The organism is Massilia sp. Masssp93 (assembly GCF_059491295.1).
Genome location: NZ_CP168502.1, coordinates 4,147,042 through 4,160,555, shown reverse-complemented (window position 1 = coordinate 4,160,555; position 13,514 = coordinate 4,147,042). Strand labels below are relative to the sequence as shown.

Genomic DNA, 13,514 nt, shown 5'->3' with positions numbered 1-13,514 from the left:
TAACCCCTTACGATTAGATATTGATCGTGCAATTCCTGGGGTAAAGCGTAAAAGATCAAGCCGACCGGGCCGCGACAAAAAAGCGAAGCCTTGCGCCTGGCGCCGAAGCACAGCCTGGATCAGTCAAGACAGTGCCGCTGCGGCGCTTGCGGCGGCGGTGTCTTATTTGCCGAGGATGGACACCACATTGTCCGCCCCCGGCGCCCCGAACGCCTGCTGCTTGAGGACGTGCAACTGGTCGCGCACCTGGGCCGCCTTTTCGAACTCCAGGTTCTTGGCGTGGTCGACCATGAGTTTTTCGAGGCGCTTGATCTCTTTCGAAATCTGCTTCTCGCTCATGCCCTCGACCTTCGCCGCGTCCTCCGACAGGCCGACGTCGTTCAGCATGGCCTTCTGCGCGGCCGCGCTGTAGACGCCGTCGATCATTTCCTTGATCTTCTTCTGCACGCCTTTCGGGATGATGCCGTTCGCTTCGTTGAACGCGATCTGCTTGGCGCGGCGGCGTTCGGTTTCGTCGATCGCGCGCTTCATCGAATCCGTGATCTGGTCCGCGTACAGGATCGCCACGCCGTTCAGGTTGCGCGCCGCGCGGCCGATGGTCTGGATCAGCGAGCGTTCCGAGCGCAGGAAACCTTCCTTGTCGGCGTCCAGCACGGCGACGAGCGACACCTCCGGCAAGTCCAGGCCCTCGCGCAGCAGGTTGATGCCGACCACGACGTCGAACGTGCCCAGGCGCAGGTCGCGCAGGATTTCCACGCGCTCCACCGTGTCGATGTCGCTGTGCAGGTAGCGCACCTTGATGCCGTGGTCGGACAGGTATTCCGTCAGCTGCTCGGCCATGCGCTTGGTCAGCGTCGTGACCAGCACGCGCTCGTCCTTCTTGATGCGGTCGGTGATCTCGCTCATCAGGTCGTCCACCTGCGAGCGCGCGGGTTTCACGATCACCTGCGGGTCGACGAGGCCCGTCGGACGCACCACCTGCTCGACGACGTTGTCGGCGCGTCCCTTTTCGTAATCGGCGGGTGTCGCGGACACGAAGATGCACTGGCGCATCTTGCTCTCGAATTCCGAGAATTTCAGCGGCCGGTTGTCGAGCGCGGACGGCAGGCGGAAGCCGTAGTCGACGAGGTTCACCTTGCGCGAACGGTCGCCGTTGTACATGGCGTTCAGCTGGCCGATCATCACGTGCGACTCGTCCATGAACATCAGCGCGTCCTTGGGCAGGTAGTCGATCAGGGTCGGCGGCGGCTCGCCCGGCATCGAGCCGGACAGGTGGCGCGAATAGTTTTCGATGCCCTTCGTGAAACCGACTTCGGCCAGCATCTCGAGGTCGAAGCGGGTGCGCTGTTCGAGGCGCTGTTCTTCCAGCAGCTTGCCCTGCTGGCGGAATTCCTCCAGGCGGTCGCGCAGCTCGGCCTTGATCGAGTCGACCGCCTTCAGCACGGTGGCGCGGCCGGTGACGTAGTGCGAGCCGGGGTAGACGGTGAAGCGCGGGATCTTCTGGCGCACCTTGCCCGTCAGCGGGTCGAACAGCTGCAGCGATTCGATCTCGTCGTCGAACATCTCGACGCGGATCGCCAGCTCGGCGTGTTCGGCCGGGAAGATGTCGATCGTGTCGCCGCGCACGCGGAACGTGCCGCGCGCGAAGTCCATTTCGTTGCGCGTGTACTGCATCTGGATCAGGCGCGCGATGACGTCGCGCTGCGCGACTTTGTCGCCCGTGCGCAACGTCAGGATCATCTTGTGGTATTCATTCGGATTACCGATACCGTAGATGGCCGACACGGTGGCGACGATGACGACGTCGCGCCGTTCCATCAGCGACTTCGTGCACGACAGGCGCATCTGCTCGATGTGCTCGTTGATCGACGAGTCCTTTTCGATGAACAGGTCGCGCTGCGGCACGTACGCTTCCGGCTGGTAGTAGTCGTAGTAGGAGACGAAGTACTCGACGGCATTCTGCGGGAAGAATTCGCGGAACTCCGCATACAGCTGGGCCGCGAGCGTCTTGTTCGGGGCGAACACGATGGCCGGACGGCCCGCGCGCGCGATCACATTGGCCATCGTATAGGTCTTGCCGGAACCGGTCACGCCGAGCAGCGTCTGGTACATCAGGCCGTCGTCGATGCCCTCGATCAGGCCCTCGATCGCGGTCGGCTGGTCGCCCGCCGGCGGGAACGGTTGGTGCAGCTTGAACGGGGAATTCGGGAACGTGATGACGGTTGGTGCTGGAGAATTTGCAACCGATAAATCTGCCATTGGATCAGACCTTTGCTAGAATGAGAATCCGCCTGCGACCCAGCATTGTTCGAGGTCGCTGTCTATACAACCGCTGCGAAACCCAGCCGACAAACCAAGTTTATCACGATGAATTCCCCAGCTCCTGCCAGCATCTTCAGCGCCATCGCCATGGCCCCGCGCGATCCCATCCTCGGCATCACCGAAGCCTTCAATGCAGACACCAACCCCGCCAAGATCAACCTGGGCGTCGGCGTCTACTACGATGACAACGGGAAAGTGCCGCTGCTGGATTGCGTACGCAAAGCGGAAGCGAAGCTGATGGAACAGCCGACGCCGCGCACCTATCTGCCGATCGAAGGCCTGGGTGCGTACGACAAGGCTGTGCAAGAACTCGTATTTGGTGCCGACAGCGCCGTAATTCAAGAGAAGCGCGCGGTCACCGTGCAAGCCCTGGGCGGCACCGGCGCGCTGAAGATCGGCGCCGACTTCCTCAAGCGCTTCTCGCCGGATTCGCAAGTCTACATCAGCGACCCGAGCTGGGAAAACCACCGCGCGCTGTTCGAAAGCGCCGGTTTCACCGTCAACACCTACGCCTACTACGATCCGGCCACCAAGGGCGTCAACTTCGACGGCATGCTGGCCGACCTGAAGGCGATGCCGGAAGGCGCCATCGTCCTGCTGCACGCCTGCTGCCACAACCCGACCGGCGCCGAACTGAACGCCGACCAGTGGGGCCAGGTGATCCAGGTCGTGCGCGCCAACAACCTGATCCCGTTCCTCGACATGGCCTACCAGGGCTTCGGCGACGGCATCGCCGAAGACGGCGCCGTCGTGCGCCGCTTCACCGAAACGGCCGGCCCGCTGCTGATCTCGAACTCGTTCTCGAAGTCGTTCTCGCTGTACGGCGAGCGCGTGGGCGCACTGTCCGTCGTCGCCTCGACCACGGAAGAGGCCGCACGCCTGCTGTCGCAGCTGAAGCGCATCGTCCGCACCAACTACTCGAACCCGCCGACGCACGGCGGCAAGGTCGTCGCGACCGTCCTGTCGACGCCGGAACTGCGCCAGCTGTGGGAAGACGAGCTGGCTGGGATGCGCGTGCGCATCAAGCAGATGCGCGACGAGCTGGTCAAGAAGCTGGCCGAAAAAGCACCGGGCAAGGACTTCGCGTTCGTGCGCGAGCAGGTCGGCATGTTCTCGTACTCGGGCCTGACGAAGGAGCAAGTCGAGAAGCTGCGCGCCGAATCGATCTACGCCGTGGACACCGGCCGCATCTGCGTGGCCGCGCTGAACTCGAAGAACATCGACACCGTCGTTGACGCCATCGCAAAAGTTCTCTAAAATCGCGGCCTTCCGCTAAGCAATCATTGTTGGCGGAATCTATTCCCTGATAGCTCAGTCGGTAGAGCGACGGACTGTTAATCCGCAGGTCCCTGGTTCGAGTCCAGGTCGGGGAGCCAGAATTCGCACGGTTGGTGTCCAGCCTGTGCAAGCCGTTGGTGAGCGGCTATAATAGCAACACCTATTCCCTGATAGCTCAGTCGGTAGAGCGACGGACTGTTAATCCGCAGGTCCCTGGTTCGAGTCCAGGTCGGGGAGCCAGAATATCAGCAAGACGCACAACGGCCGCTTCGATGAAGCGGCCGTTTTCGTTGGTGCCGCGGCGCCGCGATCAGGCCGATACGCCCCGATGCGCGCGTGGCCCCCGGCCGACGAACCGCTTTCCCAGCAGCAGTGCAAGGCCGCCCAGCAGCAAGGACCAGGCACTGGGCTCGGGAACGGGCGGCGCCATCTCGAAGCCTTCGATGAGGCCGGCATCAGTCCGGATGTTGTCGATCGCCAGCGCGGATTCCAGGCCGGGATCGGATACGTTCCCGACGAAAAACGCCAGCTGGTAACTGCCGGGCGCCAGATCGTAGGAACTCGTCACCCAACCCGTTGCGCCGCCGGTCCCGCTCAGCCATTTGCCGGGCCCATACGGGATCCCGCCCAGCAATCCGGCGAACTGGCCATCGAAATAGGCGGCACCGGGATTCAGCGACACGCCGGCACTGACGTCGCCCGGCCCGCCGACCGCCGGCACCGCCCGGCAGACATCGCAGGTCGTATTCGCCGTGTACAGCGTCGCCACGTTGGCCATGGTCGTCGCATCGATGAGCTGGACGACGGCGAAATCGGGGAAATCCTCGCCATCGTTGGTGAGGAAGTTCAAGTCCAGCGACAGGGTGCGCGCCGTGTCGACGCTGAAGACCGATGAGAGCAGGGCGCTCCCGGTCGTGGCGCCGGCAACGCCGGTGACGGAAAGATCCGTGGCGCCCGTACTGTCGATGAAGGCGAATTGCTGCCCTTCGGACGGCGGCAGATCCGCGACGGCAGTGGCAATGCCGCCCGTGCCGCCATCCGATAACGTCCACCCTTGCGGCAAGCTCTGGGCGGCGGCTGCGGACGCCACGCACAGGAACAATGCCGCGCCGCTTGATTTGAACAATGTTTTCATCGCTGCCCCCAGTTGAGTTTTGCGGTCGAGCCTGCGGCGCGCGCCAGCTCGGATCGTGCCGATTGCGCCACGACGGGATCGCGGTCGTGCGACAAGGTGGCCAGGCTGCTCTTCGCGGCGTCCGTGCCGATGTCGGCGAACACGCGCACTGCCTTGCGTCTGAGCGCCGTGTCGTCGCTGTGCATCCACTGTTGTGCGCGTTCGAGGCCCGCCGTGACATGAAATCCGAGAAACCTGGCAAGCTTGTCCAGCGTGATCAGCTTGCAGGCGGCATTGGGATCTGCAACCGTGTGCTTCGCCTGGGCCGGGCTGGCGGGGCCCGCCGGTTTAACGCCGAAGCCGCCGGCGCCCGTTTCCCTGCCGAGTGCGTCATACTGGTTGCGGTAGAACGCGTTGAACTCGGGCGCCGCCGACACGTCGTTCAGGCGACCGCGATCAAGCCGGTACAGGACCGGCCAGGTGGCGACGCATTCGGCGCCGTCGTAATCAGTGAGCGGCTGCGGAATCGCCAGCGTGATCCGGCGGCCGGGGCCGTCGGACTTGAACAGGCTGCCGACATCGTTCACGTTCCATGCCTGGACGGTCCGAACGAAAAAGTTCGCGGTTTTCGCGGCGCCCGGACCGGCGACGAGGACGGTATTGCAGAATTGCCTGCCCGAATAGTCGACCGAGGCGACGAGTTCGTACCGGCCGTCGGCGTCGAGATCCGCGATCCGGAAATCGCAGAGGTGGATGTTGTCCTGCCCGAGGCCGCCGAGAAAGGCCACGACGTCCGCATTGCTCGGCGGCTTCGCCTGCAGCGATCCGGACGACCCGTCGACGCTCCAGTCCCGCGCGGCCAGCGACGCGTCGCTGGCGCTGGCGCCGGCCTGGCCGGGCAGCGCACACAGTGCGGACAGCGCGGCCGCCACCGTCATGCTTCTCCATGTATTCATTTCAGTTCTCACTTTCGGTCACATGCGGGTTCGGGGTTAATGCATCAGCGAGCGTATCGAATCGGCGTACCCCACGCCGTTGCCGTTGCCCGCGGTATTGACGATCCATTGCCATTGTCCGCCGGTGCACTGGGCGCCGGTGCCGCCGACGCATGCCGCGTCGTAGTATTGGCCGGTTATCGAGCTCGTCGCATATGGGCCATAGAACACCAGGGCCATGTTTTCCGATTGCGTGCCGGTGAGTGGGGGCAGGCCGGGGTGGGCATTCCGGATGCGGGTTTCGAATCGTGTTGCGAACGTCAGTTTTTGCTTGAACAGCGCGGCGCCTCCCTGCGTGTTCGCCATCCAGTCCCAGGCCATTTGCATGCTGACCGGCATTTGCATGAGGCCGATATGACTGCCCCCGTCGAAGCTTTCGCGGGGCCATAATGCGGATTGTCCATATAACGTGAGCTGGGAAAACTGCGCATACGAGCTTTCCCGTTGCGCGATACCGGTCAATAAATGCGGTGTACTGCCGCCGGCGTAAAGGCCGACGAGCCGGTTCGTGATGTCGTCGGCGGAAATGGTGATGCCGGTAATCGTGACCACCGTGCGATCGGTGCTGGCATTCTGGGTTGCCGTCGCTGTCAGCTGGCCGCCCATCGCATCGAATGTCCTGGTCTGGGTGACGCCGGAACTTGTCGTCAAGGTGCTGGAATTCGCGAAGGGGCCGCGGCCGCCCGACGTCGTGTACGTCAGCGCAAGATTCCAGTCGATCGGTACGTTGTCGGCGCCGGTCGCGTCGAATGGTACGGGCGTGGCGATCGGGTAGGTCGCGGCGCTGACCGGCGCGAGAATCTTCAATCCCGTCGTCCTGGTCCAGGTGTCCGTGCCCGAGTATCCCGCGGAATTGGTCCAGGTGCCGCTCGCGCTGTCGCATGACGTCGCAGAAAACGTCATGACCATGGTGAACGACGCGGCGCAGGTCCCGCTGGGCGCAGGATTGGTCGCCGTTGCGGTAAATGGATTCGTGCCCGAGACGCTGAGCGACCATAATCCGCCGCATCCGACCACGGCCACCGATCCGGTTAATTGCTGGTTGATTTGATAGGTATAACCGTAATCGTCCGTCCACGTGCCTACCGGACTGCAAGACTGTGTCTGCGCTTCCGCCATTCGACATGTCATGGTGCCGATCAGTAATAACGTTGCAAGTAGCGATCGCATGATAATTCCTTAAAGATTATTTCCTTATGGACGCTCAGACACGACAGTAAATACCGTGGCTCCATGCATTCTCTGCTTTTCGATTGGCGGGAATTTGTGATGTATCGAATGGCCGGCGCCGCTCGATTGAAATGCGGATGGGAAAAAGCGAAAGGGGCATCGATCGCCCGATGCCCCTTATTATTATTTGCGTTCTCGAAACGCGGGCGTTATTTGTTTCCGGGTATCGGCTTCACCTTGCCCGCCGCCTCCAGCGCCCGCGCGCGCGCCGTCTCGACGTCGTCCGCCGTCGCCAGCGCCACGCCCATGCGGCGGCGCGCGAACGATTCCGGCTTGCCGAACAGGCGGATATCGCAGCCCGGCACGCGCAGCGCGTCGGCCACGCCTTCGAACGCGATGCCCGCTTCCTCCAGCTGGCCGTAGATCACGGCGGACGCGCCCGGTGCGCGCAGCGCCGGGTTCACGGGCAGGCCGAGGATGGCCTTGGCGTGCAGCTCGAATTCGCTCTGCACCTGCGTGGCCATCGTCACCATGCCCGTGTCGTGCGGGCGCGGGCTCACTTCCGAGAACCACACCATGTCGCCCTTGACGAACAGCTCCACGCCGAACACGCCCTGGCCGCCCAGGTTGGCGGTGACCTTGTCGGCGATCTCCTGGGCGCGCTGCAAGGCCAGCGGCGCCATCGGCTGCGGCTGCCAGGATTCGACGTAGTCGCCATGCACCTGCTTGTGGCCGATCGGTTCGCAGAACCGCGTCTCGACGTCACCGTTCGCGCCGATCGCGCGCACGGTCAGCAAGGTGATTTCGTAATCGAAGTCGATGAAGCCCTCGACGATCACGCGGCCCGCGTCCACGCGCCCGCCGGACGCGGCATGGTTCCAGGCGTGCTCGACGTCGCCCGCGCCATCGAGCTTCGACTGGCCCTTGCCCGACGACGACATCACGGGTTTGACGATGTTCGGAAAGCCGATTGCGGCGCATGCCGCCTTCAGCTCGTCGAGACTGGACGCGAAGCGGTACGGCGACGTGGCCAGGCCCAGTTCCTCGGCGGCGAGCCGGCGGATGCCTTCGCGGTTCATCGTCAGCTGCGCGGCGCGCGCCGTCGGGATGCAGGTGATGCGGCCCGCGGCTTCCAGTTCGGCGAGCTTGCCGGTGGCGATCGCCTCGATCTCGGGCACGACGAGGTCCGGTTGCTCGCGCTCGATCAGCGCGGCCAGCGCGTCGCCGTCCGTCATGTCGACCACGTGCGCGCGGTGGGCGACCTGGTGGCCGGGCGCGTTCGGGTAGCGGTCGACGGCGATCACTTCGACGCCGAGGCGTTGCAGCGAGATGATGACTTCCTTGCCGAGTTCGCCTGAGCCGAGCAGCATGACTTTGGTTGCGGAAGGGGAGAGGGGCGTGCCGAAGGTGCGTGCGGTGGTCATTGGAAATAAGGTCTGGTCGCAAAGAGTGGCGACTATAGCAAACCGCGCCGCCGTGCGCACGCCAGGGGGCATTTGGCAATCCCCGATTTCCTGCTATAATATTGCCTCAATTCCCTGATAGCTCAGTCGGTAGAGCGACGGACTGTTAATCCGCAGGTCCCTGGTTCGAGTCCAGGTCGGGGAGCCAGAATTCCGAAAGGCCGCTTCTTTGCAGAAGCGGCCTTTTCTATTTCCGGCGCCGTGCTGCGCGATGCGCATGCCGACATTGTGAAATCCAACTGACGGCATTACGTTTTTTAGTCACTTTTCTCATCTTTGGTCCGACCGCAGCTAAACTGGCTCGACCAATACCAACGATGAGGAGACGAGATGGAGATGCAGTCGATCGGGTTCGAGCGAGGTTGGCAGCTGCGCGGGGCGGGCGTCGGCGCGCTCGCCGTCGCGATGCTGATGCAGGGGTGCGGCGGCGGCGGCGAACCGGAGAGCCGCGGCGCGCAGGCGGTGACGGCGGCCCGCATGTCCACCGTCCAGGCGGCGACGCCCGCCACCCCCGCCACCCCGGCCACGCCGGGCGGACCGGGTACGCCGGCAACGCCCGCCACCCCGGCGATCCCGCACATGCCGGTGCAGTCCACGACTGTCAGCGGCTGGGCCTCGCAGGGCGCGGGCACGACGGGCGGCGCGGGCGCGCCGGCCAGCAACGTGTATGTCGTCCATGACTGGGCGGAGCTGAACGCCGCGCTGGCCAACGTCAACAGTCCCACCTATGCACTGAATCCGGCGGCGGCCAAGGCGGAACCGAAGATCGTCTACGTCGCCGGCACCATCTACGGTACCGATCTCGGCAACGGCAGGCGGGCCGACGAGGCCTACTACAAGACGCTCAATGCCACCGCGGCCAAGTGGGACTGGAACCTCTACCTGCAAAGCCTGGACACGGCCTACATGGCGGCGCTGAACGCCAGGGTGGCGCAGGGCGACGCCGCGGCCATCGCACAGCGTGCCCGGATCTCGGCGCTGAGCTCGGCGGGCAGCACGCTGCGCCGCTACCAGAAGGCGCAGATCCAGGCCATCATCCCGTCCAACACGACGATCCTCGGCGTGGGCACGGACGCGAAGCTGATCGACGGCTACTTCTCCGTCAATGCGACCAGGAACATCGTCATCCGCAACCTGGAATTCCAGGCGCCGCAGGACCTCACCGCCAACTGGAACGGCAAGGAGTGGAATTCCAGCTACAAGGCGATCTCGGTCGTGACCGGCAAGCAGCTGTGGATCGACCATTGCACGCTGAGCGACGGCGCGCACTTCGATTCGGCCGAGGTCGTGACGATCAACGGCGTCACCAGCGAAGTGCAGCGGCACGACGGCCTGATCGACATCGAGGACAGCTCGGACTACGTCACCATCTCGTACACGGTCTTCCGGAACCACGACAAGACCAACATGGTGGGCGGTTCGGGCGACCAGAACGGCTACAAGGAGCGTGACTACAACCACCTCACGTTCAGCAATGATGTCTGGGAAAACTCCGTGCAGCGCGCGCCGCGCGCCCGCTTCGGCCGCATCCACGTCTACAACAACTACTACAAGGGCGACACCGCCGCCGCGGATTACCGGCTCAGCTATTTCATCGGCATGGGCGCCGAATCGAAGATCCTGTCCGAAGGTAACGTCTTCGAGATCAGCGGGCCGAACGCCACCGCGTCCCGGGTCATCGCGAATGCGAACGGCTACCAGTTCAAGGACGTCGGTTCCTGGATCAACGGCGCACACGCGTCCGCCGACCTCGAAGCGGCCGCCAGGGCCGCCCTGGAAGCCAACTGGACCAAGGCCACCGCCGCGGCCGCGGCGAGCCACTTCACGGTCGCCCCCTATACCAACGAGCTGGGCTGGACGCCGACCTATCCGTACAAGCGCGCCACGTCGGCCGCGGCCCTGAAGCTGCACAACCTGACCTATTCCGGCGCCGGCAGGCTTGCCATCGACCCGGACGCGGTCGCCAACGCCAGGCGCCCGTTCCTGAGCGACGCGCAGGCCGCCGGCTACACGGTCGCCAGGGCGCTTGCCGGCGCCGACGCGTGGGCGCCGCAGGCGGTGAATGGCGGCCACATCGACACGAGCAGGATCGTGCCGGACTTCACGGTCGCGCCGGACGGCAGCGGCAACTTCACCACCATCCAGGCGGCCCTGAACGCCGCGAGCACCGTGACGAAGGAGCGCGTCGCCATCCGCGTCATGCCGGGCACCTACCCGGAGCTGCTGGTCGTGGCCAACGCCGCCACGCCGGTCACCCTGTACAGCACGGAGGCCGACGCGTCCAGGGTCGTGGTGACCAGCCCCCTGAACCAGAACAGCCCGGGCGCGAGCTACAACGCGCTGGTGAGCGCCGCGATGTATGCGGGCAACGGCGATGCCGCCGCGCTGTACAAGGCGTGTTCGCGCAAGACGACGGCGATCGGCAAGGAATGCTCGACGGCGATCCGCGTGCGCAACAACGGGTTCCAGGCCGCGAACCTGACGTTCCAGAACACGGACGCGGGCAACGGGCAGGCGCTGGCCGTCATGATCGACAAGGCCGACCGCGTCCAGTTCGACAACACCCGGCTGCTGAGCAAACAGGACACGCTGTACCTGTCCAACAGCGGCAAGCGCAGCTATTTCACGGGCGGCGAGATCGGCGGCGACGTCGACTTCATCTTCGGTCCCGGCGTCGGCGTGTTCGAGGGTGTGGCGGTGCGCTATACCGGCGTGCGCAAGCCGGCCGGCGGCTACGTCGCCGCGCCGTCCACGCTGGCGTCGCAACCCTACGGCTTCCTGTTCGACGGCTGCGTCTTCCTGGCCGATGCCGCGACGCAGCCCGCCAGCGTGTTCCTGGCGCGCCAGTGGGACGACGGCCCGGGTGCCATCGGCAAGATGATCGTCCGGAACTCGGTGCTGGGCGAGCACATCGCGTTCGGTTCGGGGCCGTGGAATCCGACGACCATCGGCGGCGCGCCGACGGCCTATCGCGACGGCCGGAACGGCGAACCTTACCTGGCCGAATACGCCAACTGGCAGGTGGCGCCCTGAGCACGGGCAATCTCATGTGGTCCGACCCCGTGCCGGGGCGCTAGAATCCGCAAAGCCGCGTACGCATGTGATCGATGCGCGGTCTTTTTCCACTTCCGCGCCCGTCACGATGTCCATCTTGTCTCCACTTCCTGCGCGCGACGCCGCCCGCATCGCCCGCCATGCCGCCACCGCCGATACGGACGGCTGGCTGCATCCGGTCCACCAGGCCCTCATCCACCGCCGCGGCTGGCTGCGCATGCTGGCGCCGCGCGCCGTCGGCGGGGAAGAGCGGCCGCTGCCGGACGTCGTGCGCCTGGAAGAAGCGATCGCGCGCATCGACGGCAGCGTCGGCTGGACCGTCACCCTGTGCGCCGGCGCCGGCTGGTTCGCCGGTTTCCTGCCGCCGCACCTGGCGCGCGCCATCCTGGCCACGCCGCGCGCCTGCCTCGCCGGCAGCGGCGCCCCGACCGGCCACGCGGACCGCGAGGGCGACGGCTGGCGCATCGACGGCGAATGGGACTACGCGAGCGGCGCGCCGATGGCGACCCACTTCACGTTCAACGCCTACCTGCGCGCGAACGGCGCGCCGTTGCTGGACGCGGACGGCGAGCCGCGCATGCTGGCCTTCGTCGTGCCCAGGGACATCGTCGAGATCGTGCCGCGCTGGCGCAGCATCGGACTGCGCGCGACCGCGTCGCACGCCTACCGCATCCGCGCCGCGTGGGTCCACGCCGACCACGGCTTCGTCATCGACCCGGCCGCCGCGTGCGCGCAGGGCCCGTTGTACCGCTTCCCGTTCCTGCCGTTCGCCTTCGTCACGCTGGCGGCGAACGTGGCCGGCATGGCGGCGCACTTCGTCGACCTCGCCGCCGACTGCATCGCGCGCCGGCGCAACCGCTTCGGCGGACAGGACGAGCCGCTGATCGAGGTGCCGGCCGTGCGCGCCGCGCTGGATGGCGCGCGCGGCCGCCTGGCTGACGTGCGCGGCCGTTTCTATGCGCTGCTCGATGCGTGCTGGGCCGACGTCGCGGCGGGCGGCAAGGTCGCGGGCGAACAGGCCGCGCAGATGCAGGCGCTGGCGCAGGAATGGGTGGCGGCGTCGCGCCATGCCGTCGACACGCTGTATCCGTACTGCGGCCTCTTCGCGGCGCGCGCGGACAGCGACATCAACCGCGTCTGGCGCGATTTCCACACGGCGTCGCAACATGCGCTCTTGATGCCGCAAGGCTGAGCCGTTATAATGCGGCCTCAATTCCCTGATAGCTCAGTCGGTAGAGCGACGGACTGTTAATCCGCAGGTCCCTGGTTCGAGTCCAGGTCGGGGAGCCAGAATACGAAAGCCGCGTACTTGTAATGAGTACGCGGCTTTTTTGTTTTTTCAATTGTTCAAATTCTGTTCATTCACAGAAACGCAAAGATTCATTAGGCAAGTGTTTTAATAAAAGCTTGTTTTGGTCTGAAATCAATCAATAAAAATATGCTCGCAATTCCGGATCGGGAGGATATAGTGAATCGAGCTTGAACCGATGTTTCCGCTTATTTGTCGATTGGCTGGCTATTTCAAGTCAGCCATTTCCACAAGGAGTGTTCATGGTCGATCATCCGCACGTCCTGCACTCCTGGCGCGAAGCGCAGGAACAGATCACGACCATCCTGGCCCGGCTGAATCGCGATCCCGCGCTGCTGCTGGCGGCCATGGCCAATCCGCTCGCGGCCCTGCGCGATATCGGATTCGACGTGGCCGCCGAGGTCCGCCAGGAATTCGAGGACCGCATCCGTTTCGGCGAGCAGGCGGCACACCGCCTGGCCGAACTGCGCGACACGGTGCGCGCCGCCGGGCTGCCATTGCCGCCGGAAGATGAAGCTGAAGCCAAGGCCGAAGCGGAAGCCGATCTGCGCACGCACCTCGCCACGCTGGCCGGCGTACCGGGCGATGCCGCGGACGACGTCGACGCACTGCTCGAGCAATGCCGCGGGCGCCATCCGCATATCGACGCCCTGATCGAATACCGCACGATCCAGCACAGCAGGCCGCCGTTCGCCCGCGCCGACGTGTACGAGCGCATCCGTCGCGGCGAGACCGGGCCGATGCCGCTCACACGCGTGCGCGCCCGCCTGCACGGCGCCAACTGATCCGTGGCATGAGCGCGAGGACAA

Annotated in this window: 9 protein-coding genes and 4 tRNA genes; 8 read left to right on the top strand and 5 right to left on the bottom strand. The window is 65.0% G+C overall.

Annotation, left to right across the window (positions count from 1 at the left end; translation table 11 throughout):
• Positions 1-162: 162 nt before the first annotated feature.
• Positions 163-2,259, bottom strand: coding sequence for an excinuclease ABC subunit UvrB (uvrB, locus tag ACEN9Q_RS17045; RefSeq protein WP_056441828.1), 2,097 nt, complete (start codon positions 2,257-2,259; stop codon positions 163-165).
• Positions 2,260-2,367: 108 nt separating this feature from the next.
• Between uvrB and ACEN9Q_RS17040 the strand changes: the two genes are divergently transcribed.
• The 3 genes from ACEN9Q_RS17040 (at position 2,368) to ACEN9Q_RS17030 (ending at position 3,840) form a co-directional block, all read left to right on the top strand.
• The gene (locus tag ACEN9Q_RS17040; protein ID WP_082547963.1) at positions 2,368-3,579 is read left to right on the top strand and encodes an amino acid aminotransferase; all 1,212 of its coding nucleotides are present in this window, start codon (positions 2,368-2,370) and stop codon (positions 3,577-3,579) included.
• Positions 3,580-3,622: 43 nt separating this feature from the next.
• Positions 3,623-3,698: transfer RNA gene (locus tag ACEN9Q_RS17035), tRNA-Asn, on the top strand.
• 66 nt (positions 3,699-3,764) lie between these two features.
• Positions 3,765-3,840 (top strand) — tRNA-Asn (locus ACEN9Q_RS17030).
• A 70-nt stretch (positions 3,841-3,910) separates the two neighbouring features.
• Here the strand turns inward: ACEN9Q_RS17030 and ACEN9Q_RS17025 are convergent.
• The 4 genes from ACEN9Q_RS17025 to purT all read right to left on the bottom strand — a co-directional run bounded on the left by ACEN9Q_RS17025 (position 3,911) and on the right by purT (position 8,303).
• Positions 3,911-4,735, bottom strand: a complete 825-nt coding sequence (locus ACEN9Q_RS17025) for an NF038132 family protein (protein ID WP_495625394.1) — start codon at positions 4,733-4,735, stop codon at positions 3,911-3,913.
• Positions 4,732-5,670 carry a hypothetical protein gene (locus ACEN9Q_RS17020; RefSeq protein WP_495625393.1) on the bottom strand — a complete coding sequence of 313 codons (939 nt, stop codon included), beginning with the start codon at positions 5,668-5,670 and terminating at the stop codon, positions 4,732-4,734. Before ACEN9Q_RS17020 ends, ACEN9Q_RS17025 begins: the two co-directional genes overlap by 4 nt.
• 36 nt (positions 5,671-5,706) lie before the next feature.
• Complete coding sequence (locus ACEN9Q_RS17015; protein ID WP_495625392.1) at positions 5,707-6,879, bottom strand: hypothetical protein; 1,173 nt, start codon at positions 6,877-6,879, stop codon at positions 5,707-5,709.
• A 209-nt stretch (positions 6,880-7,088) separates the two neighbouring features.
• On the bottom strand, positions 7,089-8,303 hold the full coding sequence (purT, locus tag ACEN9Q_RS17010; protein ID WP_495625391.1) for a formate-dependent phosphoribosylglycinamide formyltransferase: 1,215 nt from the start codon (positions 8,301-8,303) through the stop codon (positions 7,089-7,091).
• A gap of 111 nt (positions 8,304-8,414) precedes the next feature.
• Here purT and ACEN9Q_RS17005 point away from each other — a divergent pair.
• From ACEN9Q_RS17005 to ACEN9Q_RS16985, 5 genes are all read left to right on the top strand, one after another.
• Positions 8,415-8,490: transfer RNA gene (locus ACEN9Q_RS17005), tRNA-Asn, on the top strand.
• A 182-nt stretch (positions 8,491-8,672) separates the two neighbouring features.
• The gene (locus ACEN9Q_RS17000; RefSeq protein WP_495625390.1) at positions 8,673-11,375 is read left to right on the top strand and encodes a pectinesterase family protein; all 2,703 of its coding nucleotides are present in this window, start codon (positions 8,673-8,675) and stop codon (positions 11,373-11,375) included.
• Positions 11,376-11,484: 109 nt separating this feature from the next.
• Positions 11,485-12,588, top strand: coding sequence for an acyl-CoA dehydrogenase family protein (locus ACEN9Q_RS16995; RefSeq protein ID WP_495625389.1), 1,104 nt, complete (start codon positions 11,485-11,487; stop codon positions 12,586-12,588).
• A gap of 22 nt (positions 12,589-12,610) precedes the next feature.
• A tRNA-Asn gene (locus tag ACEN9Q_RS16990) sits at positions 12,611-12,686 on the top strand.
• Positions 12,687-12,947: 261 nt separating this feature from the next.
• Entirely contained in the window at positions 12,948-13,490 is a 543-nt protein-coding gene (locus tag ACEN9Q_RS16985; RefSeq protein ID WP_495625388.1) for a hypothetical protein, read from the top strand.
• The last annotated feature ends 24 nt before the right edge of the window (positions 13,491-13,514 follow it).